Annotated in this window: 23 protein-coding genes; 5 read left to right on the top strand and 18 right to left on the bottom strand. The window is 63.3% G+C overall.

Annotated features, from left to right (window positions below):
- Positions 1 to 87 precede the first annotated feature (87 nt).
- The 8 genes from B2J77_RS18375 to B2J77_RS18340 form a co-directional block, all read right to left on the bottom strand.
- Positions 88 to 789, bottom strand: coding sequence for a LexA family transcriptional regulator (locus B2J77_RS18375; protein ID WP_078479185.1), 702 nt, complete (start codon positions 787 to 789; stop codon positions 88 to 90).
- A 184-nt stretch (positions 790 to 973) separates the two neighbouring features.
- Positions 974 to 1,501, bottom strand: a complete 528-nt coding sequence (ppa, locus tag B2J77_RS18370; RefSeq protein WP_023534987.1) for an inorganic diphosphatase — start codon at positions 1,499 to 1,501, stop codon at positions 974 to 976.
- 92 nt (positions 1,502 to 1,593) lie between these two features.
- Positions 1,594 to 2,409: a zinc-dependent peptidase gene (locus B2J77_RS18365; protein ID WP_078479184.1), complete on the bottom strand. Its 816-nt coding sequence runs from the start codon at positions 2,407 to 2,409 to the stop codon at positions 1,594 to 1,596.
- A 15-nt stretch (positions 2,410 to 2,424) separates the two neighbouring features.
- Positions 2,425 to 3,072 carry a DedA family protein gene (locus B2J77_RS18360; protein ID WP_078479183.1) on the bottom strand — a complete coding sequence of 216 codons (648 nt, stop codon included), beginning with the start codon at positions 3,070 to 3,072 and terminating at the stop codon, positions 2,425 to 2,427.
- Positions 3,073 to 3,367: 295 nt separating this feature from the next.
- Entirely contained in the window at positions 3,368 to 4,186 is an 819-nt protein-coding gene (gene eutC / locus B2J77_RS18355; protein ID WP_078479182.1) for an ethanolamine ammonia-lyase subunit EutC, read from the bottom strand.
- Positions 4,187 to 4,198: 12 nt separating this feature from the next.
- Positions 4,199 to 5,593, bottom strand: coding sequence for an ethanolamine ammonia-lyase subunit EutB (locus tag B2J77_RS18350; RefSeq protein ID WP_078479181.1), 1,395 nt, complete (start codon positions 5,591 to 5,593; stop codon positions 4,199 to 4,201).
- Between the two features lie 46 nt (positions 5,594 to 5,639).
- Positions 5,640 to 7,088, bottom strand: a complete 1,449-nt coding sequence (eat, locus tag B2J77_RS18345; protein WP_078479180.1) for an ethanolamine permease — start codon at positions 7,086 to 7,088, stop codon at positions 5,640 to 5,642.
- 165 nt (positions 7,089 to 7,253) lie between these two features.
- Positions 7,254 to 8,774 carry an aldehyde dehydrogenase family protein gene (locus B2J77_RS18340; RefSeq protein ID WP_078479179.1) on the bottom strand — a complete coding sequence of 507 codons (1,521 nt, stop codon included), beginning with the start codon at positions 8,772 to 8,774 and terminating at the stop codon, positions 7,254 to 7,256.
- Between the two features lie 254 nt (positions 8,775 to 9,028).
- On the opposite strand from B2J77_RS18340, the gene B2J77_RS18335 reads away from it, so the two are divergent.
- The 4 genes from B2J77_RS18335 to B2J77_RS18320 all read left to right on the top strand — a co-directional run bounded on the left by B2J77_RS18335 (position 9,029) and on the right by B2J77_RS18320 (position 13,300).
- Positions 9,029 to 10,975: a sigma-54-dependent Fis family transcriptional regulator gene (locus B2J77_RS18335; protein WP_058639682.1), complete on the top strand. Its 1,947-nt coding sequence runs from the start codon at positions 9,029 to 9,031 to the stop codon at positions 10,973 to 10,975.
- A gap of 65 nt (positions 10,976 to 11,040) precedes the next feature.
- Positions 11,041 to 12,390: a UDP-N-acetylmuramate:L-alanyl-gamma-D-glutamyl-meso-diaminopimelate ligase gene (gene mpl, locus B2J77_RS18330; protein WP_078479178.1), complete on the top strand. Its 1,350-nt coding sequence runs from the start codon at positions 11,041 to 11,043 to the stop codon at positions 12,388 to 12,390.
- Positions 12,387 to 13,016 (top strand): flavin prenyltransferase UbiX, encoded by a 630-nt coding sequence (ubiX, locus tag B2J77_RS18325; RefSeq protein ID WP_058605303.1) that lies wholly within the window; start codon positions 12,387 to 12,389, stop codon positions 13,014 to 13,016. Before mpl ends, ubiX begins: the two co-directional genes overlap by 4 nt.
- Complete coding sequence (locus tag B2J77_RS18320) at positions 13,013 to 13,300, top strand: YceK/YidQ family lipoprotein (RefSeq protein ID WP_058605302.1); 288 nt, start codon at positions 13,013 to 13,015, stop codon at positions 13,298 to 13,300. The genes ubiX and B2J77_RS18320 overlap by 4 nt, the downstream gene beginning before the upstream one ends.
- Before the next feature lie 35 nt (positions 13,301 to 13,335).
- Here the strand turns inward: B2J77_RS18320 and B2J77_RS18315 are convergent, their stop codons facing one another.
- The 7 genes from B2J77_RS18315 to B2J77_RS18285 all read right to left on the bottom strand — a co-directional run bounded on the left by B2J77_RS18315 (position 13,336) and on the right by B2J77_RS18285 (position 21,235).
- Positions 13,336 to 13,980, bottom strand: a complete 645-nt coding sequence (locus B2J77_RS18315; RefSeq protein WP_058605301.1) for an oxidoreductase — start codon at positions 13,978 to 13,980, stop codon at positions 13,336 to 13,338.
- A gap of 27 nt (positions 13,981 to 14,007) precedes the next feature.
- Positions 14,008 to 15,741 (bottom strand): C13 family peptidase, encoded by a 1,734-nt coding sequence (locus B2J77_RS18310; RefSeq protein WP_078479177.1) that lies wholly within the window; start codon positions 15,739 to 15,741, stop codon positions 14,008 to 14,010.
- A 165-nt stretch (positions 15,742 to 15,906) separates the two neighbouring features.
- On the bottom strand, positions 15,907 to 16,974 hold the full coding sequence (locus B2J77_RS18305; RefSeq protein ID WP_228385201.1) for a 2,3-butanediol dehydrogenase: 1,068 nt from the start codon (positions 16,972 to 16,974) through the stop codon (positions 15,907 to 15,909).
- A 49-nt stretch (positions 16,975 to 17,023) separates the two neighbouring features.
- Positions 17,024 to 18,130: an acetoin dehydrogenase dihydrolipoyllysine-residue acetyltransferase subunit gene (locus tag B2J77_RS18300; protein ID WP_078479175.1), complete on the bottom strand. Its 1,107-nt coding sequence runs from the start codon at positions 18,128 to 18,130 to the stop codon at positions 17,024 to 17,026.
- Entirely contained in the window at positions 18,127 to 19,149 is a 1,023-nt protein-coding gene (locus tag B2J77_RS18295; RefSeq protein ID WP_058639423.1) for an alpha-ketoacid dehydrogenase subunit beta, read from the bottom strand. The genes B2J77_RS18300 and B2J77_RS18295 overlap by 4 nt, the downstream gene beginning before the upstream one ends.
- A 33-nt stretch (positions 19,150 to 19,182) precedes the next feature.
- On the bottom strand, positions 19,183 to 20,160 hold the full coding sequence (locus B2J77_RS18290; RefSeq protein ID WP_058605309.1) for a thiamine pyrophosphate-dependent dehydrogenase E1 component subunit alpha: 978 nt from the start codon (positions 20,158 to 20,160) through the stop codon (positions 19,183 to 19,185).
- A 22-nt stretch (positions 20,161 to 20,182) separates the two neighbouring features.
- Complete coding sequence (locus B2J77_RS18285; protein WP_078479174.1) at positions 20,183 to 21,235, bottom strand: NAD(+)/NADH kinase; 1,053 nt, start codon at positions 21,233 to 21,235, stop codon at positions 20,183 to 20,185.
- A 282-nt stretch (positions 21,236 to 21,517) separates the two neighbouring features.
- Between B2J77_RS18285 and B2J77_RS18280 the strand changes: the two genes are divergently transcribed.
- A complete protein-coding gene (locus B2J77_RS18280; protein ID WP_058639421.1) occupies positions 21,518 to 23,371 on the top strand; it encodes a sigma-54-dependent Fis family transcriptional regulator in 1,854 nt (617 codons plus the stop codon).
- A gap of 304 nt (positions 23,372 to 23,675) precedes the next feature.
- Here the strand turns inward: B2J77_RS18280 and accC are convergent, their stop codons facing one another.
- From accC to aroQ, 3 genes are all read right to left on the bottom strand, one after another.
- Positions 23,676 to 25,031 (bottom strand): acetyl-CoA carboxylase biotin carboxylase subunit, encoded by a 1,356-nt coding sequence (gene accC, locus B2J77_RS18275; RefSeq protein ID WP_058639420.1) that lies wholly within the window; start codon positions 25,029 to 25,031, stop codon positions 23,676 to 23,678.
- Between the two features lie 17 nt (positions 25,032 to 25,048).
- Entirely contained in the window at positions 25,049 to 25,507 is a 459-nt protein-coding gene (gene accB / locus B2J77_RS18270; protein WP_023535179.1) for an acetyl-CoA carboxylase biotin carboxyl carrier protein, read from the bottom strand.
- Between the two features lie 96 nt (positions 25,508 to 25,603).
- Positions 25,604 to 26,059, bottom strand: coding sequence for a type II 3-dehydroquinate dehydratase (gene aroQ, locus B2J77_RS18265; RefSeq protein ID WP_078479173.1), 456 nt, complete (start codon positions 26,057 to 26,059; stop codon positions 25,604 to 25,606).
- Positions 26,060 to 26,135 lie beyond the last annotated feature (76 nt).

Below are 26,135 nucleotides of genomic sequence, written 5' to 3'. Positions count from 1 at the left end.
ACTGCGGCTTGCGCCGGTCGGGGCTGATGTGCGCGTAGCATACAAGGGCACGCACCTGATGCCCAGCAAAAAATGGCACAGGGTGTTTCAACCGGGGCGTTGCCGGCGAAAATGCGACCAGTGATAGACCCACCCCAGGATCTCCAGCCCTTGCGCCTGGCGCTGGCTGGGGGTCAAGCGCTCGACGGCGTAGTTGTGCCGGTCATGACTATGCAGGTAGAGCGTGCCGTGCTCGCCCATGGTCAGGTTATGCACGCGCAACGCGCCATTGATCAGCAGGGCATAGGTTTCGCCCTCGACGATCTGGGTCATGCTCATGTCGATGGCCAGGGTCGCTTCGACGGGGATCAAAGGGGCCATGTTGCCGCCTGGCATGGCCATGCAGATGGACGTGTCGTGTTTGACGCCCAGCATTCGCAGGGCGTTGGCAGGCAGGCGCAGGGCACGCCCTGACACCTTGCACAGCAGGCCATTGCGCACCTCGTGGAACGGCACATGTACCACGCGCCCGCGATGAACTGCACGCGGAATGGGGGCGTCTATCGGCACCGGGCGTGGCGGACAGGTGCGCAGGATGGCATTGGGATGTTTGGCGCCTTCGCCGGTGCGCAGCCAGCGACGGTGCACGCAGAACAGGTCGGCGAGCTCGTCCAGGCGAGCCAGCGGGACCCCGCGATTGAACCAGTTGTTGACGTGCTGAGGCGTCACGCCGCGCTGGGCTGCGAAGTTTGCAGGGGTCAGGCCGCATTCTTGAAGAAGGGCTCTTAAACGTTCACCAGATGTGTTCATGGAGAAAGTGTAGCGGCACGGTGCCACCAAGGGTATGAACAGGATGTTGATGCGCGGAAGGGGAGATGTAGGAGTAGTCAGACGCGGGTGTAGGACGTTGTAGAACGCTTAAGCCGAGATTGGCTGTGAAGCCTATCGCGCGCCAAAAAAAACCCGCCGAAGCGGGTTTTTCATTCAATCAGGATCAGCCTTTGTAGGCTTCGACCGATTTGGTGATCGCAGCACGGGCGGCGTCGGCGCCGTCCCAGCCTTCGATCTTGACCCACTTGCCCTTTTCGAGATCTTTGTAGTTGGCAAAGAAATGCTCGATCTGCTGGATCAGCAGGGCAGGCAGGTCGGTGTATTCCTTCACGTCCACGTACAGCTGCGACAGCTTGTCGTGGGGCACTGCGATGACCTTGGCGTCGCCGCCGCCATCGTCGGTCATGTTCAAGACACCTACCGGACGGGCGCGGATGACCGAACCTGGGGCCACTGGGTAAGGGGTAACCACCAGCACGTCCAGCGGATCACCGTCGTCAGCCAGGGTGTTGGGGATAAAGCCGTAGTTGGCCGGGTAGAACATAGGGGTGGCCATGAAACGGTCGACGAACAGCGTGTCGCTGTCCTTGTCGATCTCGTATTTGATCGGCGCGTGGTTGGCCGGGATCTCGATGGCGACGTAGATGTCGTTCGGCAGGTCTTTGCCCGCCGGAATCTTGCTGTAGCTCATTGGGCAGTGCCCCCGTGTTTGACCAAAAAAGTGGCGGCGATTATAGGCATATTCCGACGGGGCATGCCACGTCTGGCCCAATGGACCGGGCGCTACACGGGGGGATGGCGATAGTCGGGATGCTCGCGTTGCAACCGGGCCAGGCGTGCAAGCGGGTTCTGCCGGTAGAACAGCGACAGTTGCTGGTAGACCTCGGGGTAGGCCTGGTGCAGCAGGTCGGGGGCGCTGAAGAAGTACTCGCTGGTCACGGCGAAGAACTCGGCGGGGTTTTCGGCGGCATAGGGGTCAATCGGCGTTTCGGCTTCCGGATCCAGGTCGAGTTGCCGGTTGAGGTCGTCGAAGGCCTGTTGCATGGCGTTCGCCCAGCGTTGCACAGCCATGTCGCTGTGCAGGGGAGGCAGGCCATTGGCATCGCCGTTGAGCATGTCCAGCTTGTGCGCCAGCTCATGGATGACCAGGTTGTAGGCTTCCCAGCCGCCACTGCCGAACACGCCATTGCAGGCCAGGATGATCGGGCCCTGCTGCCAGGCCTCGCCACTGTGTTCGCCGTCCCAGGCGTGCTCCACGCCGCTGGCGTCCCGGTGGCGCTGCGGGCTTTTGAAATCGTCGGGGTAGAGGATGATTTCGTGAAAGCCCTGATACCAGTTCAGGTCACCAAGGTGCAGTAACGGCAGCTGAGCTTGTGCCGCCAGCACCAGGCGTTGCTCATCGTCGAGCTCGACGCCTGACAGGCACGTCAGGTGCTTCTCGTTCAGGAACAGGATGCTGGCCTCGCGCAACCATTGGTCCTCGGCGTCGTCGATACCGTCCAGTATGGGCAAGCGCTCGCGTACGGCTTGCCATTGCTGGACGCTGATCGGGAAGCGCGCCAACGTGCGCTTGCGCCGCCAGGCGCTGAACGACCACATGCCCGATCAGGCGCCTCAGTGCGCCTTGGCCGTGCGACCCAGGCGGGTGCGCAGCAGGCCGAGAATCATCGGGACCAGCGACAGCAGGATGATACCCACTACCATCAGCGACAGGTGCTGCTTGATGAACGGCACGTTGCCGAAGAAGTACCCCAGCGTGACCAAGCCACCTACCCAGAGCAACGTGCCGGCAATACTGAAACCGAGAAAGCGCGGGTAGTGCATGCGGGCAATACCGGCCACGAACGGCGCGAATGTGCGCAGGATGGGCAGAAAACGTGCCATGGTGACCGTTTTGCCGCCGTGACGCTCGTAGAAGTCGTGGGTGCGCTGCAGGTGGTCGCGGCGGAAGATCTTCGAGTTCGGGTTGCTGAACAGGCGCTCGCCGGCCGTTCGCCCGATCACGTAGTTGGTGCTGTCGCCCAGGATGGCGGCGATCATCAGCAACCCGGCCAGCAGGACAGGGTCCATGCCGCCGCCCGCAGCGACTGCACCGGCGATGAACAGCAGGGAATCACCTGGCAGGAAAGGCATCACCACCAGCCCGGTTTCACAAAAAATCACAGCAAACAAAATGGCATAGATCCAGGGCCCGTAATTGGTGACCAACAGATCAAGGTATGCATCGAGATGGAGGATGAGGTCCAGCGGGTTGAAATCCATGTACAGCACCTGTGGTCTGGGTCGAAGGCTCGGTGACCTGGAGGAGTGAAATTTCACACATGACAAGTGGGCCATTATACGGCGAAGTCAGGATCACGCCCGCAGACTTTGTAGCGAGGGGTTACGGCAGTAGGAAGGCGTGAGCTGCGTTGTAGTACGGCCGACAGACACTGAGGTCGTGGACATCGTTCATCGTCCATGCTCGCCGCACGGAGGATACGGCGAGCGTGTTCAGTGGCCCGCCTGTAGCGCGCAGCAGGGCAGCCGGTGCAGCACCACCCTCCTACGCAGGTGCTCAGCCCTTGCCCAGAAGAAAGTTATCTTTCTGGCTGGCCAGTTCGTCACTTTCCAGGCTGTGAACTTCAGCCTCATCCTTAAGGTTCACGCCTGACAGCTGGCGCCGACAGGCTTCCCGCATCAGGTACAGCAGCCGATGCGCGGCCATGCCATAGCTCAACCCCTCCAGGCGCACATTGGAAATGCAGTTGCGGTAGGCGTCGGTCAGCCCGACCCTCGGGGCGTAGGTGAAATAAAGCCCCAGGCTGTCCGGCGAACTGAGCCCTGGCCGCTCACCGATCAGCATCACGGTCATGCGAGCGCCGAGCAGCTCGCCCACCTCATCTGCCACCGCCACGCGTCCTTGCTGGACCAACGTTATGGGCGCGCAAGTCCAGCCTTCGGCGTTGACCTGCTCCTCAAGGCGGGTCAGAAACGGGAGCGTATGACGGTGTACCGCCAAGGCGGAGAGTCCGTCGGCCACCACGATTGCCAGGTCGACCCCGCCTGGGTTGGCCTGGGCATGCTGGCGCAAGGTGGCGACCGAATCCTCGTTCAGACGCCGGCCCAGATCGGGCCGCTGCAGGTATTGATGACGGTCGCTTGCGGCGCTGTGTAACACCAGGCTATCGCGCCCCCGTTGATCGAGCTGTGCCGTCAGTTCAGTCACGTCGAAGGGCAGGTGCACGGCGTCCCGAGCCTGGGCATGGGCGAACTGGAAGTCCAGTTGCGCACTGGTCGGAAGGCTGGTGCCCACGCGCCCCAGGGCGATACGGGCGGGGGTCAGGTTGCGCAGGGCCAGCCAGGGGTTTTCGGGGGTGGGGGTACGGTTGTCCATGATCGGCGATTCCTATGCAAGCTGTGCCAGGGCCTGCCGGAAGGCTGGCGGCAGGTTGTCACCAAAGCGTATCCGGCCGTCGGCCTGGGTGAAGATGCCGGTGCGCGCCAGCCATGCTTCGAACTCAGGCCCAGGCTTGAGGCCCAGGGTTTGGCGGGCATACAGGGCGTCATGGAACGAGGTGGTCTGGTAGTTGAGCATGATGTCGTCCGAGCCGGGGATACCCATGATGAAGTTGATCCCGGCGACCCCCAGCAGCGTCAGCAGCGTGTCCATGTCGTCCTGGTCGGCTTCGGCATGGTTGGTGTAGCAGATATCGCAGCCCATTGGCACGCCCAGCAGCTTGCCGCAGAAGTGGTCTTCAAGGCCCGCACGGATGATCTGCTTGCCGTTGTACAGGTACTCCGGACCAATGAAACCGACCACGGTATTGACCAGGAACGGCTTGAAGTGGCGTGCGACGGCATAGGCGCGGGTCTCGCACGTCTGTTGGTCGACACCATGATGAGCGTTGGCCGACAGCGCACTGCCTTGGCCGGTTTCGAAATACATCAGGTTCTGCCCCAGGGTGCCGCGCTTGAGCGATAGCCCTGCTTCGTACCCCTCCTGCAACACGTTCAGGTTGATGCCGAACCCCGCATTGGCCGCCTCGGTGCCGGCGATGGACTGGAAGACCAAGTCCAGGGGCACGCCCCGGTTGATCGCCTCGATCGAGGTGGTGACATGGGTGAGCACGCAGGACTGGGTCGGAATATCGTAGCGCTGGATGATGGCATCGAGCATTTCCAGCAGCGCACAGATGGAAGCGGTGCTGTCCGTGGCTGGGTTGATGCCGATCATGGCATCGCCGTTGCCATACAGCAGGCCGTCGAGAATACTCGCCGCGATACCGGCCGGTTCGTCGGTAGGGTGGTTGGGCTGCAGTCGGGTCGACAGGCGCCCGCGCAGGCCCATGGTGCCGCGAAACTGGGTAACGACACGGATCTTCTGGGCCACCAGCACCAGGTCCTGGATGCGCATGATCTTCGACACGGCGGCGGCCATTTCCGGCGTCAGCCCCGGCGCCAATGCGCGCAGGCTGTCTTCATCGGCCTGCTCGCTCAACAGCCAGTCACGCAAGCCGCCTACGGTCAGGTGACTGACCGGTGCGAACGCCTGTGCATCGTGGGTATCGATGATCAAGCGGGTGACTTCGTCGCTTTCGTAGGGGATCAGTGCTTCGCTCAGAAAATGCGACAGCGGAATATTGGCCAATGCCATTTGCGCAGCCACGCGCTCGCCATCGCTTGAAGCCGCGACCTCGGCGAGGTAGTCGCCGGAGCGTGCGGGGCTGGCCTTGGCCATCACCTCCCTGAGGCTGTCGAAGCGATAGACCAGGTTGCCCACGGTGTGTACGAAATTTGCCATGCAGATTCTCCAAGGCCGCGGGGTGGCCCGCGGCGAGTGTCGTCGATCAGTGCAAGGCCTCTTCGGCCTTCTGGATCGCGGCGAATTCCTCTTCTGGCGTGCCCGCTACCAGGTGGTGACGGCTGTAGAACGCAAAGTACCCAATCAGCACCGCATAGATCACGGCAGCGCCGATCACCACGCGTGGGTCGACCAGGAAGCCGGCGACCACGGCGATACAGGCCAGCACCAGGGCTAGGCCCGAGGTGAAGATGCCGCCTGGGGTGCGGTAAGGGCGCTCCATTTTCGGGCGACGGATGCGCAGGGTGATGTGCGCCGCCATCATCAGTACATAAGACAAGGTAGCCCCGAACACGGCAACCAGGATGAGCAAGTCGCCTTGACCTGTCAGCGACAGGGCAAAACCGATGATGCCCGGAATCACCAACGCCATGACCGGCGCCTTGCTCTTGTTGGTCTCGGACAGCTTGCGCGGCAGGTAGCCGGCCCGCGACAGCGCGAAGATCTGGCGCGAGTAGGCATAGATGATCGAGAAGAAGCTGGCGATCAGGCCTGCCAGGCCCACCAGGTTGACGAAGCTGCCCATCCAGGTGGAACCGCCGTAAGCCTTGGCCAGCGCCTCGACCAGGGGGTTACCGGAGGCCTTGAGTGCTTCGGAGCCTGCACCGCCGGGGCCGACGATCAGGATCAGCAGGGCGAACGCCACCAGCACCAGCATCGCGCCAATCAGGCCGCGTGGCAGGTCGCGCTTGGGGTTCTTGGTTTCTTCGGCGGCCAATGGCACGCCCTCAACCGCCAGGAAGAACCAGATCGCATAGGGGATGGCTGCCCACACGCCTACATAGCCGAACGGCAGGAAGCTGCTGGCCCCTGCGGCATCGGTGACGGCGATGTCGAACAGGTTGGCTGCATCAAAATGGGGCACCATGGCCACCAGGAACACGGCCAGTGCAACGGCGGCGATGGCGGTGATGATGAACATCAGCTTGAGCGCCTCGCCCACGCCAAAGATGTGGATGCCGATGAACACCACGTAAAACGCCAGGTAGATCATCCAACCGCCGATGCCGAACAACGATTGGCAATAGGCGCCAATGAAGGTGGCGATGGCCGCCGGCGCGATGGCGTACTCGATCAGGATGGCGGTGCCGGTCAGGAACCCGCCCCAGGGCCCGAAGGCGCTGCGGGCGAACCCGTAGCCACCGCCGGCAGTAGGGATCATCGACGACAGTTCGGCCAGGGAGAAGCACATGCACAGGTACATGGTGGCCATCAGCAGGGTGGCGAGGAACATGCCGCCCCAACCGCCTTGGGCCAGGCCGAAGTTCCAGCCGGCGTAGTCGCCGGAGATGACGTAGGCAACGCCCAGGCCGACCAGAAGCACCCAGCCGGCGGCGCCTTTCTTGAGTTCACGTTGTTGGAAATAGTCTGAACCGACTTTCTCGAAATCTACGGAAGAGCCTGCCGGGCTACCGGCTGGGTGTTCGCTTGGCATGGTTTCACCTGTTCTTTTTCTTGATGGCCGCAAGGAGTTCGGGCCGCTGGTGATCTGTACTGCAGGAAGCGAGCCAGAGCGGTTGGTGCATGACAACCGCCCTGGACAAAGGGCCAGTCAACGCCGGCCTTTGCATCGTGACCGGCGAAAAGACCGGCGCAGGGCTTAGAAGAAGCCCAGCGGGTTGATGTCGTAGCTCACCAGCAGGTTCTTGGTCTGCTGGTAGTGATCGAGCATCATCTTGTGGGTTTCACGGCCTACACCGGACTTTTTGTAACCACCGAAGGCCGCGTGCGCCGGGTAAAGGTGATAGCAGTTGGTCCAGACACGCCCGGCCTTGATGCCGCGGCCCATGCGGTAGGCACGGTTGATGTCGCGGGTCCAGACCCCGGCGCCCAGGCCGAACTCGGTATCGTTGGCAATGGCCAGGGCTTCGGCCTCGTCCTTGAAGGTGGTGACGCTCACCACAGGCCCGAAGATTTCCTCCTGGAACACCCGCATCTTGTTGTTGCCCTTGAGCAGGGTCGGCTGGATGTAGTAACCGGTGGCCAGCGCGCCTTCGAGTTTCTCGACCTTGCCCCCGGTCAGCAGCTCGGCGCCTTCCTGCTGGGCGATCTCGAGGTAGGACAGGATCTTTTCGAATTGCTGTTGCGAGGCCTGCGCACCGACCATGGTGTCGGTGTCCAGCGGGTCGCCGCGCTTGATCTGCAGCACCTTCTTCATCACCACTTCCATGAACTGCGGATAGATCGACTCCTGTACCAGCGCACGGGATGGGCAGGTGCACACTTCGCCCTGGTTGAAGAAGGCCAGGACCATGCCTTCGGCAGCCTTGTCGATGAAGCTCGGTTCGGCCTGCATGATGTCTTCGAAATACACGTTCGGCGATTTGCCGCCCAGTTCCACCGTCGACGGGATGATGTTCTCGGCCGCGCACTTCATGATGTGCGAGCCCACGGGCGTAGAGCCTGTGAAGGCAATTTTGGCGATGCGCTTGCTGGTGGCCAGCGCCTCGCCCGCTTCACGGCCGTAGCCCTGCACCACGTTCAGCACGCCCTTGGGCAGCAGGTCGCCGATCAGCTCCACCAGCACGGTAATGCCAAGGGGCGTCTGTTCGGCGGGCTTGAGCACCACGCAGTTGCCTGCTGCCAGCGCTGGCGCGAGCTTCCAGGCGGCCATAAGGATCGGGAAGTTCCACGGGATGATCTGGCCCACCACGCCTAGCGGCTCATGGATATGGTAGGCAACGGTGTTTTCGTTGATTTCCGCAGCGCCGCCTTCCTGGGCGCGGATGCATCCGGCGAAGTAGCGGAAGTGATCGACCGCCAGCGGGATGTCGGCATTGAGGGTTTCTCGCACGGGCTTGCCGTTGTCCCAGGTTTCGGTGATGGCCAGGACTTCGAGGTTCTGCTCGATACGGTCGGCAACGCGCAGCAACACGTTGGAGCGGTCCTGGACGGACGTGCGGCCCCAGGCATCGGCAGCCGCGTGGGCAGCGTCCAGGGCTTTGTCGATGTCTTCGGCGGTGGAACGGGGGAATTCGGCAATCGGTTGCCCGTCCACGGGCGATGTGTTGGTGAAGTACTCACCCTTTACCGGAGGAACGAACTCACCACCGATGTAGTTGCCGTAGCGGCTCTTGAAGGAAACCTTAGCGCCTTCGGTACCGGGATGTGCATAACGCATGGTGTGTCTCCTGGCTATTGTGTTTGTGTGGAGTGCAAAGCGTAGAGCAAAGGTTGGGCCATCGTTTTGCACTTCAATGAAATCAAGCAGTTGACGGGTACTGACGCTCTCTGGCGACCCGCGATGTACCGTGCTCGATACAGGCTTGGGTGACAGTGTGTACCGCCGGTGGCACGCCTCGTGGCGGGTGCATTGCAAACCGGCCTGCTGTAGAGGATGCTGGCTTTAGCCTCTATCTGCGGAGAATCACAATAATGCAGAGCAACCCATTCACCCAGCATGCCCGGCAAGTGCACACGGTCGCCCATGGCGGGCGTGTCGAAGGCGGCAGCGACCCGTCCATTGCCCGCTCCTGGCTGCGCTGCCTGGAGGACTACCACCTGGATCCGGCGCTGGCCGAAGCACCGGTGGTCCTGGAGCATGGCCGCCTGCTGGAAAGCCGCGAGCGCATGCGCCAGGTGCTGCAAATCGCCGATCAGGAAATGAACAGCCTGCACCAGCAGCTTTCCGGTGCTGGCCATGCGGTGTTGCTGACCGATGCCCGCGGGGTGATCCTCAACTGTGTCACCGCCCCCACCGAACGGCGCAGCTTCGAACAGGCCGGGCTGTGGCTGGGCGCTGACTGGAGCGAGGCGCGAGAGGGCACCAACGGCATCGGTACGTGCCTGGTCGAACGTCAGGCGCTGACCATTCACCAGCACGAGCACTTTCGTGGGCGGCATACGGGGCTGACCTGCTCGGCCAGCCCGGTGTTCGACCCTCAGGGGCATTTGCTGGCCGTGCTGGACGTGTCTTCAGCGCGGCCCGACGTTTCGCGCCAAAGCGAATTCCACACCATGGCCATGGTGACCTTGTCGGCCAAGATGATCGAAAGCTGCTATTTCATGCGCCAGTTCGAGCATCACTGGCTGCTGCGTTTTCACCTGCAGGCCGAATCGGTCGGGCTGTTCAGCGAGGGGCTGCTGGCGGTCGACGGCGATGGCCGTATCTGCGCGGCCAACCAGAGTGCGCTGAACCTGCTGGGCCGCGTGCGCGCCGATGTGCAAGGGCAGACCCTGGAGCAGTTTTTCGCCTGCACCCACGACGAGCTGTTCAGCCGTGCCATGCCCGATGGCAGCGCAGCCTGGCCGCTGCTGACCCTGGACGGGCGGCAGGTGTTCGCCAGCCTGCGTGGCCAGGCACGTACGCCGGTCTGGACCGTGCCCGCCGGGCATTCGCGCCGCGTCGTCCGGCAGCCACCGCAGGTCTGCCTGCTGGACCCTGCACTGCAACAAGATTTTCGCCGCAGTGTGCGGGTATTCGAGCGCAATGTGCCGCTGTTGCTCAGCGGTGAGACGGGTTGCGGCAAGGAAGCCTTCGCCCAGGCCGTGCATCAGGCCAGCGAGCGTCGAGACAAGCCATTCGTGGCCATCAACTGCGCGTCCATCCCCGAGAGCCTGATCGAAAGCGAGTTGTTCGGCTATCGGGCCGGCAGCTTTACCGGGGCACGCAAGGAAGGCATGCGCGGCAAGTTGCTGCAGGCCGACGGCGGCACCTTGTTGCTGGACGAGATCGGCGACATGCCGCTGGATCTGCAAACACGGCTGCTGCGCGTGCTCGAAGAGCGGCAGGTGGTGCCAATCGGCGGCGAGCCGCAGGCCGTGGATGTTCGCATCATCAGTGCCACCCACCGGGACCTGCTGCAACGGGTTGCCCAGGGTACGTTCCGTGAAGATCTTTATTACCGCCTCAACGGGCTTGAAGTGGCTTTGCCTGCCGTGCGCGAGCGCAGCGACAAAGCGCAGTTGCTGGACTTGCTGCTGCGCCAGGAAACCCAAGGCCAGTTGATTGAACTCGAGCCCCAGGCGCGTGAGGTACTGCTGGACTACCCCTGGCCTGGTAACGTGCGGCAGATGCGCAACGTGCTGCGCACCCTGGCTGCCCTGTGCGACGAGGGCCGCGTCACGCTGGCAGACCTGCCTGCCGTGGTGCGCACGGCGCGTCGCCAAGACGCAGCGCCAGTGGCCACGGCGGTCTTGCCGGATGAGGGGTCACCGGTACCTGAGAGCAACACCGCATTGGAGACGGCCGAACGCCAGGCACTGCTGGCCGTTCTCGAGGCCCGGCATTGGCAGCTCACCCGGGTCGCCGAGCACCTGGGCATCAGCCGTAACACGCTGTATCGCAAACTGCGCAAGCATGGCATCACCCGGCCCGACTGACGAAACAGCGGGTGCGATTTGTCGCGCCCTGGGCTACCCTGCCTCGATGTTTTGCGAGGTCGACCATGCATATTCACATTCTCGGTATTTGCGGCACTTTCATGGGTTCGCTGGCGGTGCTGGCCAAGGAACTTGGCCACCGCGTCACCGGATCGGACGCCAACGTCTATCCGCCGATGAGCACCCAGCTCCAGGCCCAGGGCATCGAGCTGACCCAGGGTTATGACCCTGCTCAGCTGGAGCCGGCTCCCGATCTGGTGGTCATTGGCAACGCCATGTCCCGTGGCAACCCGGCGGTGGAGCATGTGCTCAACAAGGGCCTGCCCTATGTGTCGGGCCCGCAATGGCTGGCCGACCATGTGCTGCAGGGCCGCTGGGTGTTGGCAGTCGCCGGTACCCATGGCAAGACCACCACCAGCAGCATGCTGGCCTGGGTGCTTGAGCATGCCGGCATGAGCCCTGGCTTCCTGATCGGTGGGGTGCCGCAGAATTTCTCCGTATCGGCGCGGTTGGGTGATACGCCGTTCTTCGTGGTCGAAGCGGATGAGTACGACAGTGCCTTCTTCGACAAGCGCTCGAAGTTCGTGCATTACCACCCGCGCACGGCGATCCTGAACAACCTGGAATTCGACCACGCCGACATTTTCCCTGACCTTGCTGCCATCGAGCGACAATTTCATCACCTGGTACGCACCATCCCCAGCGAAGGCCTGGTGATCCATCCCACGTCCGAACAAGCGCTGGCGCGGGTCATCGACATGGGCTGCTGGACGCCCGTGCAGACAACAGGCGACGGCGGGCAGTGGCAGGCACGCCTGCTCAGCCCGGATGGGTCGCGCTTCGAGGTGCTGTTCGACGGGCACGTGCAGGGTGTGGTGGATTGGGCCCTGACCGGTCAGCACAACGTGGCCAATGCCTTGGCGACCCTGGCGGCCGCCCGTCACGTTGGCGTGGCACCGGCGATCGGTATCGAAGGCCTCAGTGCGTTCAAAAGCGTCAAGCGGCGCATGGAAAAGGTCGCCGAAGTGCAAGGCGTGACCATCTTCGATGATTTCGCCCATCACCCCACGGCCATTGCCACCACCCTGGACGGCCTGCGCAAGCGCGTGGGTGATGCACCGGTGATTGCCGTCATCGAGCCGCGCTCCAATTCGATGAAACTGGGCGCACATCGCGATGGCCTGCCTGAGAGCGTCAACGATGCTGACCAGGTGATCTGGTACGCCCCGGCCAACCTGGGGTGGGACCTGGCAGCCACGGCCGCGCAATGCAAGGTGCCCAGCGTAGTGGCCGACAGCCTCGAGGCGATCATCGAGCAGGTCAAGCGCCAGGCGCGGCCAGGTACCCAGGTGGTGATCATGAGCAACGGTGGCTTTGGCGGCCTGCACGGCAAGCTGGCCGAGGCGCTCAAGTGAGCGGGCCGGAACGCATTACCCTGGCGATGACCGGGGCATCGGGTGCGCAGTATGGCCTGCGCTTGCTCGATTGCCTGGTGCGCGAAGATCGGGAGGTGCACTTTCTGATTTCCAAGGCCGCACAGCTGGTCATGGCGACCGAAACCGACGTACTCCTGCCTGCCAAACCGCAGGCGATGCAGGCGTTCCTGACCGAATACACTGGCGCTGCCGATGGGCAGATTCGGGTGTATGGCAAGGAAGACTGGATGTCGCCCGTGGCGTCGGGTTCCGGCGCACCAGCGGCCATGGTGGTGGTGCCGTGTTCTACCGGCACGCTGTCGGCGATTGCCACGGGTGCGTGCAACAACCTGATCGAACGGGCTGCCGATGTCACCCTCAAGGAGCGTCGGCAGTTGATCCTGGTGCCTCGTGAGGCGCCGTTTTCCACCATTCACCTTGAAAACATGCTCAAGCTGTCGCAGATGGGTGCGGTGATGCTACCGGCCTCGCCTGGTTTTTATCATCAGCCACAGACCATCGACGATCTGGTCGACTTCGTGGTGGCGCGCATCCTCAACCTGCTGAACATCCCACAGGACATGCTGCCGCGTTGGGGTGAGCATCATTATGGGGTGGATGATTGAAAAGAGGGCTGGCCGGTACGCTGGCTGTGTTGATGCTCGGTGGCTGCGCCACGGTACGCACCCTGGATGGCACCAAGCCAGGGGCGCCGGTGGTGTATGCAGGCACCCGTCTGGATTGGTATGCGATCAGCGGTGGCTGTTGCCCCCAGGCGCGCTTCGGTGTCGACGCGCCCCGGTTCGCCTCCCTCGATCTGCCGGTCAGTTTTCTTCTCGATACCTTGTTACTGCCGTTGACCCTGCCAGCTGCCGCCGGCATTTACTATCACGGCAGCGGCGGCTTTTGAGTGCTGCATGCAGCCGCTAGCAACCCGGCAGCGGCTCAGTTTTTCCCCAGCTTGCGCAACTCGTCCGACTCCACGATCCGGATGCCGTCCTCTTCCTCCAGCGCCAGGCGCCACAGCGCTCGTGCCAATGTGCAGGCCTCAATACCCCGGTACTTGCCAGGCATCAGCTTGGAAAAGGGAGCGGCCAGGGTTTCGGTGAGCCTTGGCTCGGTGCGTTCTCCCAGCAACAGCGACGGGCGGACGATGGTCAGTTGAGGCCAGTCCTGGGCTTTGAGGGCTTCTTCCATCTCGCCTTTGACGCGGTTGTAGAAGATCGAGGATGTCGGGTCGGCGCCCACGGCACTGATCACCAGCAAGTGCCTGGCCCCCATCTCACGGGCTCGCTTGCTGAAGGCCACTACCATGTCCAGGTCCACGGCTTTGAATGCGGACTCCGAGCCTGCCTGCTTCAATGTCGTGCCCAGGCAGCAATACGCGATGTCTACGCGGCCCTCCAGCTGGGGCAAAAATACAGCCGGATCGCCTACGGGGTTATCCAGATGGGGATGTTCTGCCAAAGGGCGGCGTGTAGGCGCCAGCACGCGGGTGATGGTGGGCTCATTGAGCAGGCGGTCGAGCAGGTGCTCGCCAGTCAGGCCGGTCGCTCCGGCAAGCAGGACATGCTGAGGCGTCAAGTACATGATGTCTCTCCCTTGTTACACACAAGCTTAGTGGCTGCGCGGCGTTTTTGCCTGTGCCCCCACCGCTGCCTGTGTCGTATTGCGCAAGGCTTCTTCGGCCTGGTTCCGGCGTAGGCGCTGCCAGTGCTCCAGCACGTTTGGCGGTGCCCACAGCTGCGGCTCGGACGCTTCGAAGCCTTCGTTTCGTTCACGTTCGGCAACATGGGTACGCGCCAGTTCAAACGCCTGTTTCAGGTCGTCCGTCTGATTCAGGGCCTGGGCGAAAAGGGCGTCGCCAAAGTAGGTGAAGTCGGCTTCTTCCGAGCAACCGAAGGACACCCGGTCGGCTCGGGCGGCTGTCATGAGCAGCGTGCGCGAATCTTTCAGGGCATCGATGTAGCCACCGGAATAACACGCGGAAATGACGATGACCTTGTCTCGATTTTTCAAGGGGGCCAATGCATCGGCCAACTCGTCGGCGGAAATATCGGCCAACTGCAGGCGTGGTTGATCGAGGACCAGTTGGTGGTCCTGGCTACCGTGGCTGGTGAGGTAGATGAACAGCAGGTCTTCCGGGCCGCTGCGCTCGGCCAGGGTGCTGGCGGCTCGGGTGATGCTCTGCCGCGTGGCCATGGGGCGCGTCGCCATGAAGTCACGATGGTTGACCAGCGTGACCTGGCCTTTGGCACCGAAGCGTACCTTCAGCAGGTTGCTCACGTAATCGGCTTCGCGCAGAAAAACGCTCTGCTGCCCGTCGCCCCCCACCACCAGGCTGTACAGCTCGATTGCCGGCTGGGACCGGGGCACGGTGGCCAAGGCTTCCTTGAGCAAGCGCCCTTGATTGAGCAGTGCCATATCGAGCGGGTCCGGCAGCAAGGTGCCACGCTCATCGCGAACCCGAACGCCATTGGCCCAGGTACCGCTTTGTACCTTGCCGTCGGCCAGTGTCAGGCGCCCTTGCCCGTGGTAGGCATCATCGAGCATATGGCCCACGTACTGACTGCCATCAGCCAGTTGCAGGCTGCCCTGGCCCGACATGCGCCAGTCGAGGAACGTGCCTTTGTAGTGGCTGCCGTCACTGCCCAGCATTTCGCCTTCGCCGTTGAGCGAACCGTCCTTGAACTGGCCGATCCACACATCGCCTTCGGCGTTTTCGTAGCGCCCGCGGCCTTCGAGGCGGTTGTCCTTGAACTCGCCGATGTACTGCTCGCCTTCGACACTGTCGTAAGTGCCAGTGCCTTGCAGTTGGCCGTCCACGAACCTGCCGCTGAACTGATTACCGCTAGCATCGCTGCGCACGCCGGCGCCGTTGGGCTTGCCCTTGGCGAACAGGCCCCGGTAGCGACTGCCGTCGGCCAACTCCAGTTCGCCTGCCCCTTCGTAGAGGTCGTCCTTGAACTGCCCGCGGTAGGTTTGCCCAGTCTGCTTGAGGGTGCCTTCGCCATCGCGCCGGCCATGGCGGAAGGTGCCCGCATAGTGGCTACCTGGTGTGGTCAGGTCGCCAAGCCCTTCGAACAGGCCGGCGACGAACTGGCCGCGGTAGACTTCGCCGTTCTGCCCGTGCCATTCCCCCTGGCCGTGCCATTGGCCATCCTTGAAACCGCCGGCATACCAGCTGCCATTGGGGTAGTCGATACGGCCCTGGCCCTGCAGCAAGCCGTCGACGACCTGGCCTCGGTAGCGACCGCCGTCTGGCAGACGGGCATCGGGTGGGCTCAGGGATTCGCCATCACCACAGGCAGCGAGCAACAGGAGCAGGGTCAGGGGAAGCAGTGGACGCATGGCGAGGACCGGGCAGTGAGTGCGTCGATTATGACTCAGATCGAGCGCCTGAAACAGCGAGTGGCGGGTGGGGCGAGGGGGCTTTGCGCCCCGTTTGCAAGCGATGGGGCCTCGGGTAGGGGCGGCCTGATCAGGCCGCCCCAGGGGAACTTCGATACCGTGCGCCTAGCGACCCAATCCCGGCGACACGATGATCTTCACGTTTTCCTCCTTGTTGTTCACCAGTTCCTCGAACCCCAGTTCGACGATCTGCTCCAGCCCGATGCGGCCGGTCACCAGCGGGCGTATATCCAACCGACCGTCGGCGATGAAGGCGATCACGTCGGCGAACTCGCCGTTATAGGCCAGCGCACCGATCACCTGCTTCTCGGTGGACACCAGTTCGAAGAAGTTGAATTCGCTCGGCTCCTCGAAAATTCCCACCATCACGCACTTGCCGGCCTTGCGAAGGGTGTCGATGGCCAGCTTGGCCGTGTGCTTGTTGCCGATGCACTCGAAGCTCACGTCAGCCCCCAGCCCGGCGGTGAGCGCACGAATCTCGGCCAACGCATCGCACTGATTGGGGTCCAGGACCACGCTGGCGCCCACTTCCAATGCCTTGGCTTTGCGCGCCGAAGACATCTCCAGGGCGATCACCCGCGCCGCGCCTGCCGCCTTGGCGCACATGATGGTGCACAGTCCGATGGTACCGGCGCCCACCACCACCACGGTCTGGCCCAGCAGGCTGCCTGCTTTTTTGACCGCGTGCATGCCGACCGCCAGCGGTTCGATCAGGGCCCCTGCCTCGGCCGGGAAACCGGGCGGCAGCCGGTAGAGCAGATTGGCCGGCACATTGACCCGCTCGGCGAAGGCGCCATTGTTCATCAAGCCTGTGAACGCCAGGCGCTCACAGATGTTGTACATCCCGTGGGTACAGTAATAACAGGTGCCACAGTGCTGGCAGGCATCTGCCGCCACCGGATCGCCCACGGCATAGCCCTCGACGCCTGCGCCGAGCTTGGCGATCCGGCCGCAGAACTCGTGGCCGAGGATGCATTGGCCCTGAATACCGGTCAGCGGGTGTGGCGCGTCGACCGGGATGAAGACCGGTCCGGCCACGTATTCGTGCAGGTCCGAGCCGCAGATGCCGCACCAGTCCACCTGGATCTGCACCCACCCAGGTGCAGGGTCGGCCGGCAGGGGCACCTGCTCGACCCGGATGTCGTTGCGCCCGTGCCAGACCGCCGCGCGCATGTGTGGATTGCTCAAGTCGTTCATAGGAATCTCCAGAAGCCAGGAAGGGTCAATGGCTGCGCAGGAAAGCGAGCAGGTGCTGGTTGACCGTGTCGGCGGCCTCCATCTGCACCATGTGGCCAGCTTCCGGCACGACGACCACCTGGGCCTCCAGACCCTGGGCATGACTGGCCGGAATGATCGCGTCCTTCTCGCCCCAGATCACCAGGGCCGGGTGCTGGCCCAGGACGCTGCGCAGGTCGTGGCGTTGCCGGTCGCCGTCGGCCAGGGCCGAGGCCAGCACCTGCAGCGCCTGGTCTACGCCCTCCAGGCGCTTGAACTTGAGCATGTCTTCGAGCAGTTGCCGCGTGACCAAGGCCGGATCGGCGAACAGTTGCACCATCTGCGGCTTGAGGGCGTTGCGGCTACTGGCCGCGACGAACCCTTGCAGGTACTGCCCATTGATGGCCTCGCCCAGACCCGCGCTGGCGATCAGGCCAAGGCTGGCCACCCGGTGCGGTGCCAGGCGCGCAAGGCCCAGGCAAACCGCACCGCCCATGGAGTGACCGACCAGATGAGCACGTGGAATGTCCAGGTGATCGAGCAGGGCCAGCACCGTTTCGCTCAGTTCCTCCAGGTCACCGCGCTGCAAGGCTTTGGCCGACTCGCCATGGCCCGGCAGGTCGAGGGCGATTACCCGTCGCTCGGCGGCCAGGGCAGGGTGGTTGAACAGCCAGTTGTTGAGGTCGCCGCCAAAGCCATGTACCAGCACCAAGGGCGTCCCGCCTTCGCCCAGTTCGAACCAGCGCAACAAGCGCCCCTTCACCTCGGCTTTCTGCGGCGCCGGGCCTTGGGCCTGGTCGGTGCTACCGTCGGCCACGAACTCGGCCTGAAAGCGCTGTACCACAGCGTCGATGTCGGCGTCGTCGGCTTCGCCTTCTACCACCACGGCCAACAGCGCACCCACCGGCAGGGTCTCGTCCGGCCTGGCCACCAGGCGGCGCAGCACGCCACTGAACGGCGCCTCGACGCTGCTGCTGATCTTGTCCGTCTCCACGTCCAGCACTTCGTCGCCCTTGGTGATGACGTCGCCTTCCTGCTTGAGCCAGGTGTCCACCCGGCCCTCGGTCATCGACAACCCCCATTTGGGCATGGTCAGGGTATGGATCTGGCTCATGCGGCGCTCCTTGCAGCGTCGATAACGGTGCGCACGGCTGTTTCGATTTTGGCAGCGTCGGGGATATACAGGTCTTCCAGAGCGTCGGAAAACGGAACGGGCGTATGCGGCGCCGTCACCATTTCGATGGGCCCCTTCAGCGCACCGAATGCCTTCTGCGCAACCAGGGCGCTGATGTCCGTGGCCATCGAGCACCGGGGGTTGGCTTCGTCGATCACCACCAGGCGCCCGGTCTTTTCGACACTTTCAAGGATGCTGTCTTCGTCCAGCGGGCTGGTGGTGCGCAGGTCCAGGACTTCGCAGTCGATGCCCTGACGGGCCAGGTTGTTGGCGGCTTCCATGGCCACATGCACCATGCGGCCATACGTCACCAGGGTGACATCGCTGCCATCGCGCAGGTAATTGGCTTCGCCGAACGGCACCGTGTACACCTCCTCCGGTACTTCGCCCTGCATGCCGTACAGCAGCTTGTGTTCGCAGAAGATCACCGGGTCGTTGTCGCGGATGGCCTGGATCAGCAGGCCCTTGGCGTCGTAAGGCGAGGACGGGCACACCACCTTCAGGCCCGGGATGTGCGTCCACAGCGAGGTGAGCATCTGCGAATGCTGGGCCGCGGCACGCAGCCCGGCGCCGTACATAGTGCGCATGACCAGCGGGGTCACGGCCTTGCCGCCGAACATGTAACGAAACTTGGCCGCCTGATTGAGGATCTGGTCCAGGCAGCAGCCGGCGAAGTCGACGAACATCAGTTCGCAGACTGGGCGCAGGCCCTGGGTGGCCGCGCCGACGGCGGCGCCTACGTAGCCGATCTCCGAGAGCGGCGCATCCAGTACGCGGCCTGGAAACTGGTGATACAGGCCCTTGGTCACGCCCAGCACGCCACCCCAGGCATCGTCTTCGCCAGGCGCGCCTGCACCGCCGGCCACATCCTCACCAATGATGAACACGGTATCGTCACGGCGCATTTCCTGGGCCAGGGCTTCGTTGATGGCCTGCTGGTAACTGATCTTTCTTGCCATGGTGGTTCTCCTGTTGTTCTTGTTTTGAGCGGCTCAGGGATAGGCGACGTAGACGTCGGTGAGCAGGTCGGCAGGTTGCGGCTTGGGGTCGGACTTGGCGCGTTGCACGGCATCCTCGATCAGGTCCTCGACGCGGGCATCGATGCTGTCCAGTTGGCCTGCTTCGAGCAGACCCGCGCGCACGGTCTTGTCGCGGAACTGCAGCAGGCAGTCGCGGGTTTCGCGCAAGTTCTTCACTTCATCGGGGGCGCGGTAGGTTTGCGCATCGCCCTCGAAGTGGCCGTAGTAGCGGCTGAGCTTGACCTCGATCAGCGACGGCCCCTGGCCGGCACGTGCGCGCTCGATGGCGGCACCGGCGGCCTCGTGAACCGCGAAGAAATCGAAGCCGTCGATGGTGACCCCTGGCATGCCGAAGCCGGCGGCGCGGTCGGCTATGTGATCGCAGGCCACTGACCAGTTGGACGCGGTGGCTTCGGCATAACCATTGTTCTCGGCGACGAAGATGCACGGCAGGTTCATGATCGCAGCCATGTTCATGGCTTCGAACACTGCGCCTTCATTGGAGGCGCCATCGCCGAAGAAGACCACGGACACATCGTCGCGACCCTTGAGCTTGGCTGCCAGCGCAGCGCCTACCACCAAGGGTGCGCCAGCGCCGACGATACCGTTGGCGCCGAGCATGCCCTTGCCCAGGTCGGCAATGTGCATCGAGCCGCCCTTGCCACCGCAGACCCCGGTCTTCTTGCCGTAGATCTCGGCCATCATGCCGTACACATCCACGCCCTTGGCGATGCAGTGGCCATGGCCGCGATGGTTGGAGGCAATGCAATCGCTGTCGCGCAGGTGGGCCATCACCCCCGCCGCGCTGGCCTCTTCACCGGCGTAAAGGTGAACGAAGCCGGGTATTTCGCCTGTGGCGAACTCGACGTGCAGGCGTTCTTCGAAGGCACGAATGGTGCGCATCACTTCATAGGCATGCAGCAGTTGTGCGGAACTCGGTTGATTGGACATCTTGTTGTTCTCCGGGGTTGTCTCAACGGGTCGCGGGGTGCAGCGGGTGGCCCAGGGGTAAAGCCAGCAGACGATGCTGGGCGGCATGCGTGAGCACTGCCTGCACGTCCACACTCAACGGGCCCAGGTGATCGAGGGTGATGGTGGGGGTGTCATGGGCGCAGAATTCGATTTCCCGCTCGCCGTCCAGGGCCAAGGTGCCCTGGACGAGGGCCGGGCGGTACGGTTCGTCGGGCGCCATGTGGCCGGAGGCGGTGATGCCGCAGCCTTGCAGCACGCCAGGGGCCACAGGGGCCAGCAGCGCCTGCCCGGCGTTCTCGTCCAAGCGCACCCAGGCGCCGTGGGGCGCTTGCCGCGAGACCGGATTCCACAGGCCGCACAGTGCCGACAAGCCAATCGCGTGGGGCTCGGCGAAGCAGGCGAAGATTTCGCTCAGGTCTTCGCTGCGGCTCAGCGCCCGCGCGCCGATGAAACGCTGGGGCGACACCGCTACCTCCACCAGCGCCCATTCGCTCAGTTGCTGCTGGGGCACCCTGACCAGCAAGCGTTTGTTGCGGCGCAGGCCGATGGAGGTTGGCACCTTGCCGCCGACGATCAGGCCGCCTGCAAGCCCCGCGCTGGTCGCTTCGCGCAGCTCCGGGAAGGCGTTGTTGGTGCCGGTGGACAAGGTCAGCAGGGGTACGTCGCCAGCTTCTGCCGCCACGGCCTTGTGGGTACCGTCGCCCCCCAGCACAGCGATCAGCGACACCCCCCGCGCGACCATGTTGCGCGTGGCAAGCCGGGTGTCGCTGACGGTCTGGGTCAGGGGCAGGTCGAGTATCTCGAGGGCAGGCCAGTGCTGATCGCGCGCCATCGGCCCGGCGCAGGCCTTGACCACGGCAGCGGCGATGCCGGTCATGTCGCTGGGCATCAGCACGTGGCCGACACCCGTGGCGCCGAATGCGGCGAGCAGGCGGGCGATGGCGGCGGCCTTGTCGGTGCTGGAGTACAAGCCGGCAGTGGCGGTCAGGCGACGCAGGTCTCGGCCTGAAGCAGGGTTGGCAATGATGCCGACCAGTGGGGCGGGTAGCGGCATGGCGCACCTCGTGTTCTTGTTTGCAAGGACCAGAGCAAGCGCGGTGCCAGCTTTGCACGAAACCCCGCAAAGGTCCGTCGCAGAGTCCTTGCATGGTCTTTACCGCTGCCAGGCGGGCTACCGTGCTGAGACGCCAGGTGCCGGCCTGGGCGTTGTGCGGCGAGACGTTGAGACGCTGCGTCTCAACCACACCTTTGATCACACCGTGCTTGTCCAGGCCTGCGCGCAGGCGCTTAATGGCTGCACAACCACAAGAACAGCAACGAGAACCGGAGGGCCTGAATGCTTGCCGCGAACTCCCGCGCTCACGTCGACTGCGTCAGCAGGGTACTGAAGAACGCCGACCGTCTGCCCCAGGCGCCAGTACCGCCGTTGATCCTCGATTCCTGGCGTCGCTCCATGGAGCTGTACCGTCTCGATCCCGCCTCCGAGCAAGGGCCGCGTATTCTTTCCCAGGCGCTGCTCAATGAATGCCGAGAGCGCTCGGAGCTGTTCCTGCGCATTGCCGGGGACGCCGTGGCGCGCCTGCACGAACAGGTGCGTGAGGCCGACTACTGCGTGCTACTGACCGATGCACAGGGCCGCACCATCGATTACCGGGTCGAATCGACCATTCGCACTGACTGCCGCAAGGCCGGTCTGTACCTGGGCACCTGCTGGTCGGAGGGGGAGGAGGGTACCTGCGGGGTAGCGGCAGTACTGACCACCAAGGCACCGGTCACCGTGCACAAGCGCGATCACTTTCGCGCTGCCTTCATCGGCCTGACCTGTAGCGCGGCGCCTGTTTTCGACCCCTTTGGCGAGTTGCTGGGGGTGCTGGACGTCTCTGCCCTGCGCTCGCCCGACGACCGCCGCAGCCAGCACCTGATCCGGCAACTGGTCGAGCAGACCGCACGCGAAATCGAAAACGCCTTTTTCATGCACAGCGCCCAGGGCCACTGGGTGATGCGTGCCCACGGCACACCAGGTTATGTGGAAAGCCAGCCTGACTACCTGCTGGCCTGGGACGCCGACGGCCGCCTGCAGGCGATGAACAGCCTGACACGGCAACGCCTGATGCAACGCCTGGGGCGCTTGCCTGCTCACATTGGTGAGCTGTTCGACCAGGCGCAATTGCGACGTGTCAGCAACGCGTCGGCGCAACGTCTGCCAGGGTTGGGCGAGCTGTATGGCCGGGTCAGCGCCCCACAGCGCAAGCCGCCGGTCGAGCCTTTGCTGCAAGGCCTGGACCGACGCATCGAACAACATTTGCGCCTGGCCACGCGGGTCAAGGATTGTAACCTTGCCGTGCTGGTGCAGGGCGAGACGGGTACAGGCAAGGAAGTCTTCGCTCGCCAGCTGCACCAGCAAAGCAAGCGCGGCAACGGCCCGTTCGTCACGCTCAACTGCGCCGCCATCCCCGAGAACCTGATCGAGAGCGAGCTGTTTGGTTATGTCGCGGGAGCCTTCACCGGGGCGTCGAGCAAGGGTATGCAAGGGCTTGTACACCAGGCCGATGGCGGCACGCTGTTTCTGGACGAGATTGGCGACATGCCACTGAGCCTGCAGACCCGCCTGTTGCGGGTGCTGGCTGAGGGTGAGGTAGCACCTTTGGGGGCTGCGCGGCGCCAGCGCGTGGACATTCAGGTGATCTGCGCTACGCACCGCGACCTGGCAGCGAGGGTGGAGCAGGGGCAGTTTCGTGAGGACTTGTATTTTCGCCTGGCCAACGCCCGCTTCGCGTTGCCGGCGCTGCGCGAGCGCGAAGACCGGCTGGGGCTCATTCACCAGTTGCTGGCCGAAGAGGCCGATGCGTGTGGGGTGAGCGTGGCGCTGGCCGACGATGCCTTGCAGGCATTGCTGGAGTATCGCTGGCCGGGGAACCTGCGCCAGTTGCGGCAGGTGTTGCGTTATGCCTGCGCCGTGAACGAGGGAGGGCAGTTGCGCCTGCTTGACCTGCCGGAGGAGGTTCGTGGGCAGGAGGTTGGCCGGGTAACGAGCGAGGCGTCCTGCCCGGCGCGGCAACGGTTGCTGGATGCGTTGATTCGCCATCGCTGGAAGCCCGCCGAGGCTGCCCAGGCGTTGGGTATTTCGCGTGCGACGCTGTATCGCCGGGTGCACGAGCACCGCATCGAGATGCCTCGTATGAAGGGGTAGAGTCGCAGCTGCAGCTTGTTGCGGCTTCTGCCCGCGCGACAGTTCAGGCACCGCTGATCGCGACTTCAGGGGGCCTTCCTACACAGAACCTGCGTTCGGACTTCTGCGGTCTTCAGATCGAACATACAAGCCAGATCATTAATTCACGCCAGTCAGAGAGGGTCACGGGGATGCGCAGATTGCTCTGCTAGGTCGGACTTGGCCACAAGCACCCTGAAGGGCCGCATCAGCCATTGATCAAGCCCAAACAGGCAATAAAAAACCCCGGAGCCAGTCCGGGGTTCTTGTACTTCACACTACGCGATCAGTCCTGGTTGGCCAGTTTGTGCTCGAGGTAGTGAATGTTGATGCCGCCTTTGCAGAAGCCTTCATCACGCACCAGATCACGGTGCAGCGGGATGTTGGTCTTGATGCCATCGACGACGATCTCGTCCAGGGCATTGCGCATGCGGGCCATGGCTTCGTCACGGTCCTTGCCCCAGGTGATCAGCTTGCCGATCAGCGAGTCATAGTTCGGCGGAACCGAATAACCGCTGTACAGGTGCGAATCGACACGCACGCCGTTGCCGCCCGGTGCGTGGAAGTGCTTCACCTTGCCAGGGCTCGGGATGAACTTCTTCGGGTCTTCGGCGTTGATACGGCATTCCAGCGAATGGCCGTGGACCACCACGTCCTCCTGACGGAACGACAGCTTGTTGCCAGCGGCGATGCTCAGCATCTCCTTGACGATGTCGATGCCTGTAACCATCTCCGACACCGGGTGCTCAACCTGCACACGGGTGTTCATCTCGATGAAGTAGAAGCGGCCATCTTCGTACAGGAACTCGAACGTCCCCGCACCGCGGTAGCCGATCTCGATGCACGCGTCTACGCAGCGCTTGAATACTTCCTGGCGTGCTTTCTCGTCGATGCCTGGGGCCGGGGCCTCTTCCAGCACCTTTTGGTGGCGGCGTTGCAGGGAGCAATCGCGGTCACCGAGGTGGATTGCATTGCCCTGGCCGTCGGACAAGACCTGTACTTCCACGTGACGTGGGTTGGTCAGGAATTTCTCCAGGTACACCATCGGGTTGCCGAAGGCTGCACCGGCTTCGGTACGGGTGAGCTTGGCCGAGGCGATCAAATCCTCTTCCTTGTGCACCACACGCATGCCGCGACCACCACCGCCACCGGCGGCCTTGATGATCACCGGGTAGCCGACGTCGCGGGCGATGGCCAACGCAACTTCTTCGTCTTCCGGCAGCGGGCCGTCGGAGCCCGGCACGGTCGGGACGCCCGACTTGATCATCGCGTCCTTGGCCGAGACCTTGTCGCCCATCAGGCGAATGGTGTCGGCCTTGGGGCCGATGAAGGCAAAGCCGGACTTCTCGACCTGCTCGGCAAAATCGGCGTTTTCCGCCAGGAAGCCGTAACCGGGGTGAATCGCGGTCGCGCCGGTGACTTCGGCAGCGGCGATGATCGCCGGGATGTGCAGGTACGAATCCTTTGACGATGCAGGACCGATGCAGACCGACTCGTCTGCCAGGCCCAGGTGCATCAGTTCACGGTCGGCGGTGGAGTGCACGGCGACGGTCTTGATACCCAGCTCTTTGCAGGCACGCAGGATCCGCAGGGCAATTTCCCCGCGGTTGGCGATCAGGACTTTTTCGAGCTTCCCAGACATCGTTGGCTCTCCGCGATTCAAACGATGGTGAACAGCGGCTGGTCGAACTCAACCGGCTGGCCGTCTTCTACCAGGATGGCGTCGATGACACCGCCGACATCGGCTTCGATGTGGTTCATCATCTTCATGGCTTCGACGATGCACAGGGTGTCGCCTTTCTTCACGCTCTGGCCCACTTCAGCGAAGTTCGGCGAGGTCGGCGAAGGCTTGCGGTAGAAGGTGCCTACCATTGGCGAGCGGATGACGGTGCCTTTGAGGGCCGGTGCCGCGGCGGCAGCTTCGACAGCAGGTGCGGCAGCGGCGACCGGGGCAGCGGCAGGCGCAGCCATCGGGGCAGGTGCGTAGAACTGCTGGGCAGCTGGGGTCTTGCTGTGACGGCTGATGCGAACCGACTCTTCGCCTTCCTTGATCTCCAGCTCGTCGATGCCAGACTCTTCCAGCAGCTCGATCAGTTTCTTGACTTTACGGATATCCATTAATCATCAACTCCCAAAGGTTCGGTCAGGGGGCGAAATTGTTAAAGCGTGTCGACACGCTTCTCTTGACCCTGACCACCGAGGCCAGGGCTTTCATCATTTGGGCTGTGCGTTGGCAGCCAGCTGTTCCAGCGCGGAATCCAGGGCCAGGCGATAACCGCTGGCGCCCAGACCGCAGATCACCCCTACGGCTACATCGGAAAAGTAGGAGTGATGACGGAACGGTTCGCGTTTGTGCACGTTGGACAGGTGCACTTCGATGAATGGGATGCTCACCGCGAGCAATGCGTCACGTAATGCAACACTTGTGTGGGTGAATGCAGCCGGATTGATCAGGATGAAATCCACACCCTCGTTGCGTGCCGCATGAATACGATCGATCAACTCGTATTCGGCGTTGCTCTGCAAATACTGCAAATGGTGGCCCGCGGCGCGAGCACGTTGCTCCAGGTCCTGGTTGATCTGGGCCAGGGTCACGGCGCCGTAATGGCCGGGCTCGCGCGTACCGAGCAGGTTCAGATTGGGGCCGTGAAGCACCAGTAGCGTTGCCATCTGCGAGTTCCTTGGATTTGTAGGGCAATTCGACACAGCGCGGCGAGTGTGCCTAAAGCGACGGCAAGTGTCCAGT

This window comes from Pseudomonas parafulva, assembly GCF_002021815.1.
GTDB lineage: Bacteria > Pseudomonadota > Gammaproteobacteria > Pseudomonadales > Pseudomonadaceae > Aquipseudomonas > Aquipseudomonas parafulva_B.
This window is presented reverse-complemented; position numbering and strand designations above follow the sequence as displayed.

What these genes read in the sequence shown, in the direction of transcription:
- B2J77_RS18280 (WP_058639421.1), top strand. Translation starts at nt 21,518, where the DNA reads ATGCTTGCCGCGAACTCCCGCGCTCACGTCGACTGCGTCAGCAGGGTA.
- accB (WP_023535179.1), bottom strand. Translation starts at nt 25,507, where the DNA reads ATGGATATCCGTAAAGTCAAGAAACTGATCGAGCTGCTGGAAGAGTCT.
- accC (WP_058639420.1), bottom strand. Translation starts at nt 25,031, where the DNA reads ATGTCTGGGAAGCTCGAAAAAGTCCTGATCGCCAACCGCGGGGAAATT.
- B2J77_RS18295 (WP_058639423.1), bottom strand. Translation starts at nt 19,149, where the DNA reads ATGGCAAGAAAGATCAGTTACCAGCAGGCCATCAACGAAGCCCTGGCC.
- B2J77_RS18340 (WP_078479179.1), bottom strand. Translation starts at nt 8,774, where the DNA reads ATGCGTTATGCACATCCCGGTACCGAAGGCGCTAAGGTTTCCTTCAAG.
- B2J77_RS18305 (WP_228385201.1), bottom strand. Translation starts at nt 16,974, where the DNA reads ATGCGCGCGGCGGTCTGGCACGGGCGCAACGACATCCGGGTCGAGCAG.
- aroQ (WP_078479173.1), bottom strand. Translation starts at nt 26,059, where the DNA reads ATGGCAACGCTACTGGTGCTTCACGGCCCCAATCTGAACCTGCTCGGT.
- B2J77_RS18350 (WP_078479181.1), bottom strand. Translation starts at nt 5,593, where the DNA reads ATGGCAAATTTCGTACACACCGTGGGCAACCTGGTCTATCGCTTCGAC.
- B2J77_RS18360 (WP_078479183.1), bottom strand. Translation starts at nt 3,072, where the DNA reads ATGGATTTCAACCCGCTGGACCTCATCCTCCATCTCGATGCATACCTT.
- B2J77_RS18300 (WP_078479175.1), bottom strand. Translation starts at nt 18,130, where the DNA reads ATGAGCCAGATCCATACCCTGACCATGCCCAAATGGGGGTTGTCGATG.
- B2J77_RS18310 (WP_078479177.1), bottom strand. Translation starts at nt 15,741, where the DNA reads ATGCGTCCACTGCTTCCCCTGACCCTGCTCCTGTTGCTCGCTGCCTGT.
- eat (WP_078479180.1), bottom strand. Translation starts at nt 7,088, where the DNA reads ATGCCAAGCGAACACCCAGCCGGTAGCCCGGCAGGCTCTTCCGTAGAT.
- B2J77_RS18375 (WP_078479185.1), bottom strand. Translation starts at nt 789, where the DNA reads ATGAACACATCTGGTGAACGTTTAAGAGCCCTTCTTCAAGAATGCGGC.
- B2J77_RS18365 (WP_078479184.1), bottom strand. Translation starts at nt 2,409, where the DNA reads ATGTGGTCGTTCAGCGCCTGGCGGCGCAAGCGCACGTTGGCGCGCTTC.
- mpl (WP_078479178.1), top strand. Translation starts at nt 11,041, where the DNA reads ATGCATATTCACATTCTCGGTATTTGCGGCACTTTCATGGGTTCGCTG.
- B2J77_RS18290 (WP_058605309.1), bottom strand. Translation starts at nt 20,160, where the DNA reads ATGTCCAATCAACCGAGTTCCGCACAACTGCTGCATGCCTATGAAGTG.
- ppa (WP_023534987.1), bottom strand. Translation starts at nt 1,501, where the DNA reads ATGAGCTACAGCAAGATTCCGGCGGGCAAAGACCTGCCGAACGACATC.
- eutC (WP_078479182.1), bottom strand. Translation starts at nt 4,186, where the DNA reads ATGGACAACCGTACCCCCACCCCCGAAAACCCCTGGCTGGCCCTGCGC.
- B2J77_RS18315 (WP_058605301.1), bottom strand. Translation starts at nt 13,980, where the DNA reads ATGTACTTGACGCCTCAGCATGTCCTGCTTGCCGGAGCGACCGGCCTG.
- B2J77_RS18335 (WP_058639682.1), top strand. Translation starts at nt 9,029, where the DNA reads ATGCAGAGCAACCCATTCACCCAGCATGCCCGGCAAGTGCACACGGTC.
- B2J77_RS18285 (WP_078479174.1), bottom strand. Translation starts at nt 21,235, where the DNA reads ATGCCGCTACCCGCCCCACTGGTCGGCATCATTGCCAACCCTGCTTCA.